We start from the raw sequence: 6,926 nt of genomic DNA, 5'->3' as shown, positions 1-6,926 counted from the left end.
CCCCGGCCGCCAACCCGCCACAGAGTGACCCACACATACGGCAGGAGAGCCACTTTTCGTTTGTACTGGGCTTTCAGATAACACTCCTGCCCGCAGTACTTGGCGGTGGCTCGACGATGCGACAGATGACCGCCGCACCATCCGCAAGCCTGGCCCCTCAGGACCGGCGTGTAGTTGGCGTGATACCAGCAGCCGTGACCGCAGTACTTGCGCAGAGCGTGGGCACCGGCTTCGAGTGCCGCGCCGCAGACGGCGCACTCCCGTCCCTGTTTGGCCTCGGCGCGTTGAAGTTTGCGATGTTCCGCCTGCGCCTGGTTATTGGTGTCGACCTGGCACTCGATTGAGCAGTAGAGCGCCAGGACACCTCTGTGCGACGGGACAGGACGTTCGCAGCCCTTGCAGGACACCGCCCCTGGGCGGCGCGAGGGCTTTCGGCAGTTCGGACAGCTCGTCGGCTTGCGTCCAGGCTTGTTGCCAGCAACGTCGAAACTGCCCCCGCAGGCGTCGCACCACAGCGTTATCGAGGCAGGCCTGAGGGCGGCTCGACGCGCTCGACGCCTGCGCAGCCTCTCCTCATGCGGTATGACGTCCGGCTGACGAGGGACATGACCGAGAGATACATAGTTGCATTTCCTACTGCAGTAGCGGGCGTTGGCATTGCGGTGAGCGATATCAGCGCCGCACTCCAGGCACCGTCTGTCGCCGTGGACCACGCGCAGCTTCTCGCGCTGCGCTGAATGGTAGACAGCGGCTGTGCGGGTCTTGGCGGCGACGCGGTGTTCCTCGCAGCAGAAGCGGGGCGGAGCCCCAACACGGTCTGGACGAGTGAACGGGGCATCGCATTCCTGGCATACCAGCATGGTCGGTCGGCGGGCCTCTCGGACGCAGGCGTCCGAACAGTACTTCGCCAGTCCGTGCCGGTGGCTGATGTCCACGCCACACACGGCGCATCCCCGCATCGTGCGGTTCACCCCTTTCACGGCACAGGGCACGACCGCAGCCCGGGCGATGACCAGCCCTCTGCGGCCGTACCCCATGGCGATCACCTGAAGCCGGCAATGATCAGTGGTGACGAGACGCAAGGCCCGTCACCCGGCTGAGGAGTCACGCAGCTCGCGGGACAGACTGGCCACGATCCGTCGCCACTGGCGAGCCTGGGCACGGGACGAGAACCACGCCTGGACACTTCGCGTATCGAGATCGCTGAGCCCCTCCAGCGTGGTGGCGAGGTGTTCGCGGTTCGTTGACCGGTGCCGCACCCTGGCACGGACACGCTGCGCGAGGTAGTGCAGCTGATGCGCGGCCCGGTAGTAGGCGACCTGGGGGTCGGTGAGGCGGCGCACCGCGTACCCGCCGCACTTGCTGCACGGGTCGAACTCCTTGTTGTCCAGCAGTTCCTCGATGATCACCATCTCGTCGTGGTGGTCGACCCCGCCATAGGGGCGCCGGCGCGCGCAGCCGGGGGAGTGGGCCCGGCCCTGGTAGCGGCCGGCCGCGTCCGTGGTGTAGGCCTGTACCGAAGCCAGGACACCCAGGGGAAGGCCCGAGCCGGGCCAGTCGTTGTCCGAGTCGGATTCAAAGGGTTCCAGGTCCAACTGCTCCATCGCCAGCAGACCGTTCCAGACGTCCGGCGTGAAAGGACTGCGCGGATGTCCCCGGTCGTCGTAGCCGCCAGCCTCAAGATCGCGCAGGTCTGGCACCGAGCGGGCCAGGACCAGGGACCTCAGCGCCTGGCCGACGTCCCGGCGCCCTTCGCACAATCGCACGAGCACCCGTTCGCCCTCTACCGCGCTCAGGCTGCGGCCGAATGCCTCATCGTGCGGGTCATACACACGGGCAGTCCACACGCTTGCGCCAACAGGCTCGCCTGCGGACATGGCCTGTAGGCGGGTCTCGAGCAGAGCTTCAGGCAGGTCGCTTGCGCCGGCGAGGATGACGCCCTGCCATCCGGCGGCGCACCGCTGCTCCAGAACACTCAGCGCCACCACCTCTACGCCGGTGCCGACACCGACCACCGCATACAACTGTTCCACGTCGGGCATCGTGCTGCGCAGTGCGCGCAGATGCTCCGCGGTCAGCAGGCGGCGGCCATGGACCGGCGTGTCGTCGAACACCCCGGGCAACAGCCCCTCGTCCGCCCCAAGCGACGGCTCCGCCACGGCCACGCATGTCGACGTGTCCTGGTCCAGCACTTCGTAGGCGAAAACGGACTGCCGCGACAGCAGGCACGCGGCCACCGGCTCTGGGACCCGCACCGTGACGGCCAGCCGCGCCCCCCAGTCCACGGCGACCGTGAACGAGGCGAGCACTCCCTGCTCCCACTCACTCAGCCGGTCCGTCAACGACCCACGGCTGCCACGCTCCGCCAGAGCAGCGCCGGGAACGCGCGCGACGAGCACACGCTCGCCGCCCTGGCCAGCCACGATCGACCGCGCAGCCTCCTCCCACGTGCTCAGCAGCACCCGGGCTCGCTCCAGCATTGGGTGATACCCCTTGCGCCGGCTACTCATTCCGCTCGCCAGGTCGTGGACGAGGTACTCCTGCTCGCGCGGGTAATCCCAGCTGTCCTCCACCTTGCTGTGCCACCGCCGCCACAAGGACGTCAACTGCGTTGCCGCCTCGGCAGGGGTCCCCAGCGGGGCAAATGCCGGGTCATCGGACGGGATGCCAGGCTCCTCCATGGCCGCTACCGCTGCTGCCAGCACGAGCGAATCCGCGGCGACCAGCCGTGCGGCCTGGGCACGCAGCGCCTCCAGATGGTCGGCCTTGCGCTGGACTCCTGCCTCGGCCCAGGACCTCAGCCAGGGGAACAGGTCCAAGACCTGGTACACGCGGGTCAGACTGGTCAGGGCGTCGAGCCATTCAGTGAAGACGGTCTCACGTACGTGGCGGGCTTCCTGCAGCTCTTCCCAGCGTTCGCCCTCCGCTTCGTCTTCAACTTCCTCCTCACCGTCGGCAGGGGCATTCTCCTCACTGCCCGAAGCGGCCCGGAAGAGCACGGATACCGCCTGGCCTACTTCTTCGTCGCTGTATGAGTCCTCGTCCGCCTCGTGACAGCGGTCCAGTTCATACAGCAACCCCAGACCGGTCACCGCATCCATGAAAATGGCCAGAGCCGTGCCGGGACGTGCCCAGGAGCCGTACGCCGTGCACTGGGGACAGAGTCGGCCGACCGTCGTAGCGTCCAGTCGCACCTCTCGCTCGGTGACGCGCGCCGAACGCAGATAGGAGCATGAGGATTGGGTGTGCAGCTTCGATCGTTTGCCCTGAGCCGACCACACGGTGACGGCAACGCCCTCGAACGGACCGAGCGGCACATCAGGCGTCAGCAGACCGTATGTCATACAACCTCCCCCATAGCGGTGGTACTTGAGCCTAGCCGTGGCCACTGACACCGGCCCGCGAATGCCTGCCGACCGGCCCGAGAACGTACCCGCAGCCTTCGGCCGGTGGACGACAAGAATTGCGGTTCGAGGCTGGACCAGGCACGGCCCACTCGCTCGGCTGGTAACGAGGCGAGGATGCCCAACACTGTTCGGAGATTCCGGCTGAGTACGCGGGCCGCCGGGAACCTGTCGCAGATGCAAGGGAGCGAATGTGCCGGAAGCGCTCGAGAACATCGCCTGCACCCCTATGTGCCCCCTCGACGCGGAGGACGCGGAGCTGACGCCGGACGACCTGTCCCGCCTCGATCGCGACCTCGGCGACGGCACGGACCCGCAGGACGCCGCCCGGCGCAGGCAGGCGGACGCCACCATCGTCGAGGTGCTGCGCGCCGACGGCTTCGCGGGCCCGCGCTACCAGAAGGTCGTCAACCGGCTGTCGGAGTACGGCTACCACACCATGAACAAGTGGACCGCCAGCGGCGAGGCCTTCCGCAAGGCCCGCCAGGCCGGACGGCCCGTGCCGGTACAGAAGATCACCTTCGGCTGGACGCCGGAGGACCGGCACGGCGTCGTCGTCGACAGCGTCCTGGGCGGCCTGCACGTCTTTCGCACCTACGGGCTCGTCCAGGGCCGCTGGAACCCCGACGGCGGCGCCAGCCTGGACACCTACTTCATCGGTACGGTCATCCGCGCCTTCCCCCGCGTATATATCCGCTGGTTCGACGGCCACCAGCGGCCGCGCCAGGTGCAGGCTGAAAGCGCGATCATATCCGGCTTTAAGGCTCTGCAGACCGGCATCTTGGAGCCCATCAGGTGCAGGCCCACCGCAGCTTTGCTGCGGGAGGTACAGCGCCGCCGATGAGGGAGCCGGACGTACAGAGGCAGGGGGCTATCGGCTGTCGCCGCGGCCGATGCGGATATCCCCCAGGAGCTGTTTGGTGATGGCTTCCGGTTTGTCCTCGGTGGCGGTTTCGATGGCTTCCTGGGCGGCCTGGCAGATCAGGTCGCTGAGGGAGGCGATGTAGCCGCCGGTGCGCTGGTGCAGGTACTTGGAGAGTTTCAGCAGGGTGCCGGGCTTGTGGTCGTACAGGCACAGGTCTTCCTCGAAGCCTTGGACGACGCTGTGCCAGTCGTCGCCGTAGGGGATCATCCCCGCCCACAACACCGGCAGGTCGCTGAAGTAGGTCTTGCCCTTGACCACGTCGGGCAGATTCTTGCGCCGCCTGTCGTACCGGGCCTCGTGGACGATTTCCCGGGCGCCGGTGCCGCAGAAGATGAGTGTCACGTTGGTGCGGTCCTGCAGGGCCTCGAAGTAGCTGAACGCGTTGGCGATCTCGTTGTCCTGGATACGGTTGATGCCGTCGATGAGGACCAGCTGCGTCTTCGCCTGGCGCATCACGTGGGCGACGGCCTCGGTCATGTCGGCGGTGCGGCGGTTGCGGTCGTCGGGGTTGAGGGTGTGGTTGAGACCCAGAAACTCGGCAAGGGGCAGCGACCAGTGCAGATTGTTTTCCCGCTCCGGCGGGACGGTGATGTAGATGACCGGGATGCGGTTGGGGTCGGGGCCCAGGTCCGATTCGATCAGGCCCTGGAAGCCGCGGCCGATCTGCACCAGCAGGGTGGACTTGCCGGTGCCCCGGTCCCCGTCGATGATCATGTCTGTGGCGCGGCCGATACTGCGGAAGCGGTTCTTGCGCAGCTGACGCCGCGCATCGAGCAGGCCACGCCACAGGGCCGGAGTGACCACGGGCAGCATCTCGGCGTGGTACATGAGGCGCGGGTCCCGGGGCCCGACCTTGGTGCCTTTGGGCGCCCAGTCGGCGCGCTCGAGCGGGACCAGGCGGCGGGAGGCCGTAAGGTTCCAGCCCTCCCGGGTGGTCAGCAGTGGAGGGTCGACGGGCTGGGCCACGGCCTCGGCTACGCCGGGGCCGAAGACGCTGATCAGCTTTTCTCGGTTCATGATGCTTCTCCGTCGTCGTCTTCGGCACCGGGCTCTGCGGTGGGCGGCGGAGCCGGTCGGGGGGCGGGTGGCTGGGTGATGCCGAATACCTCGGCCGCGCCGCCGCGCAGGCTCAGCGCGCCCGTCCGGTACGTCCGGGCGGGTTCTTGCACACCATTGCCGCCGGTGGCCGCGGGCTGGCCGGCAACGGCCGGTTCGACGTCCGTGTCGGTCTCCGTGCCCGGATCATCGGGCGGAGGGGGAGGGGCGGGACGGGGCGCGTGCAGGAAATGCTCGGCGGGCATGGTCAGCGCCGGGGCCCGCACCACGGTGGCGGGGTCGGGGTCGGGGATCCCCGCGTACGGATCGGCCGCCGGTACGTCCAGGTCGAGGGCCGGTCCGGTGAACAGCTGCGGCACCCGCACAGTGTCGGGGTCCGGGCCGCGCCGGGCCCGCTCGCGCAGACGGGACACCTCGCGGGCGATGCGCCGCTGATCCTCCTTGCGGCCGCCGTCCTCGAGCACGTTGAGGGTGGCCTGCTCCCAGGTCCACTCGGTCCACTCGTCGCCGATGAGCCGCTGGTGGATGAACTCCGCCTCCACCCAGTCGTCCTGGTGGTGGTCCCACAGCCACACGAACCGCGGCGCATAGGGGCTGTAGCGGATCTGCCAGCGCCTGCCCTGTCCGGGAACCTGGGTGTGCCGGTTCTTGTACTCCTGCAGGGCCTGGCTGTTGTAGGTGCGGTTGCCAATCCTGACGCCCTTGTCCGTCACCTTCAGATGGGTGAACGGCAGCAGCTTGCGGTTCTCGTGCGCCGTCAGCGTCAGCGGCACATGGCCCTCGGCGGCCACCAGCGTGGCGTACATGCGGTTGGGGTTGATGGACAGGCCGGGCAGGAACGGGCTGCGCAGCCCGTCGTGCGGTTTTTGCTGCCACTGGACTTTACCGACCGCAGGAGCTCGTGCACCTACTCTGAACTGCGGCGATTCATAGACTACATGTCGGTGACGATGAGATGGGGTCGTTGCAGCAACTCGCTTCGCAGGAGGCAGCATTCGCTCTGCCGATGGCCTCGTGCAGACGCGGAAACCCTCGTGATAGGTTCGGCGTCGCCGTGCGCTGCTGCGAACTGAGGAGGTGAGACCGATCAACGCTGTGACAGGTCGGGGCTCCCTCTCTTGCATGGTCTAGGGAGTGCCCGCAGAAGGCATCCCGAAAGGCTTGAAACGCTATGCGCTTCACCTCTGAGGCGTCGTCTGACGGCGTCCGTGAACAGCTCTTTTCCCTCGGTGAGATTCCCGGCGTGCTGTGGACGCCAGCAGGTGCCGCCGAGACCCGTCCCCTGATCCTGATGGGACACGGCGGCGGCCAGCACAAGCAGGCCCCTGGCATCGTCGTCCGTGCGCGCCGCTTCGTGGCCGAGTGTGGCTTCGCGGTGGCGGCGGTCGACGTGCCCGGCCATGGCGACCGGCCGAAAGATGAGGAGTACGACCGGATCGCGACCGAGAACCAGGCTCGCGTGGAAGCCGGAGAGGAATTGGCTCCGCTGCTCGCTGGTTTCCAGGCGCTCGTAGCTCGCAAGACCGTCCCGGAGTGGCGGG

Annotated in this window: 5 protein-coding genes and 1 pseudogene; 3 read left to right on the top strand and 3 right to left on the bottom strand. The window is 67.8% G+C overall.

Going from position 1 to position 6,926, the window contains the following annotated elements:
* Positions 1-344: hypothetical protein (locus H300_RS32730; RefSeq protein WP_486583991.1), on the top strand; the 344-nt coding region annotated here is incomplete at its 5' end.
* Between the two features lie 744 nt (positions 345-1,088).
* On the opposite strand, the gene H300_RS28505 is transcribed toward H300_RS32730, so the two are convergent.
* The gene (locus tag H300_RS28505) at positions 1,089-3,344 is read right to left on the bottom strand and encodes a hypothetical protein (protein WP_158678422.1); all 2,256 of its coding nucleotides are present in this window, start codon (positions 3,342-3,344) and stop codon (positions 1,089-1,091) included.
* Between the two features lie 253 nt (positions 3,345-3,597).
* On the opposite strand from H300_RS28505, the gene H300_RS29565 reads away from it, so the two are divergent.
* On the top strand, positions 3,598-4,248 hold the full coding sequence (locus H300_RS29565; protein ID WP_051270272.1) for a hypothetical protein: 651 nt from the start codon (positions 3,598-3,600) through the stop codon (positions 4,246-4,248).
* 27 nt (positions 4,249-4,275) lie between these two features.
* On the opposite strand, the gene H300_RS0121380 is transcribed toward H300_RS29565, so the two are convergent.
* Positions 4,276-5,346: an AAA family ATPase gene (locus tag H300_RS0121380; RefSeq protein WP_051270271.1), complete on the bottom strand. Its 1,071-nt coding sequence runs from the start codon at positions 5,344-5,346 to the stop codon at positions 4,276-4,278.
* Complete coding sequence (locus H300_RS0121375) at positions 5,343-6,191, bottom strand: Mu transposase C-terminal domain-containing protein (protein ID WP_028429012.1); 849 nt, start codon at positions 6,189-6,191, stop codon at positions 5,343-5,345. The genes H300_RS0121380 and H300_RS0121375 overlap by 4 nt, the downstream gene beginning before the upstream one ends.
* Positions 6,192-6,556: 365 nt before the next feature.
* Between H300_RS0121375 and H300_RS0121370 the strand changes: the two are divergent.
* Positions 6,557-6,926 (top strand): annotated as a pseudogene (locus tag H300_RS0121370) (alpha/beta hydrolase); the annotation flags it as partial.

This window comes from Streptomyces sp. TAA040, from assembly GCF_000424845.1.
The sequence above is the reverse complement of the archived record's forward strand: the minus strand, read 5'-3'. Positions and strand labels throughout refer to the sequence as shown.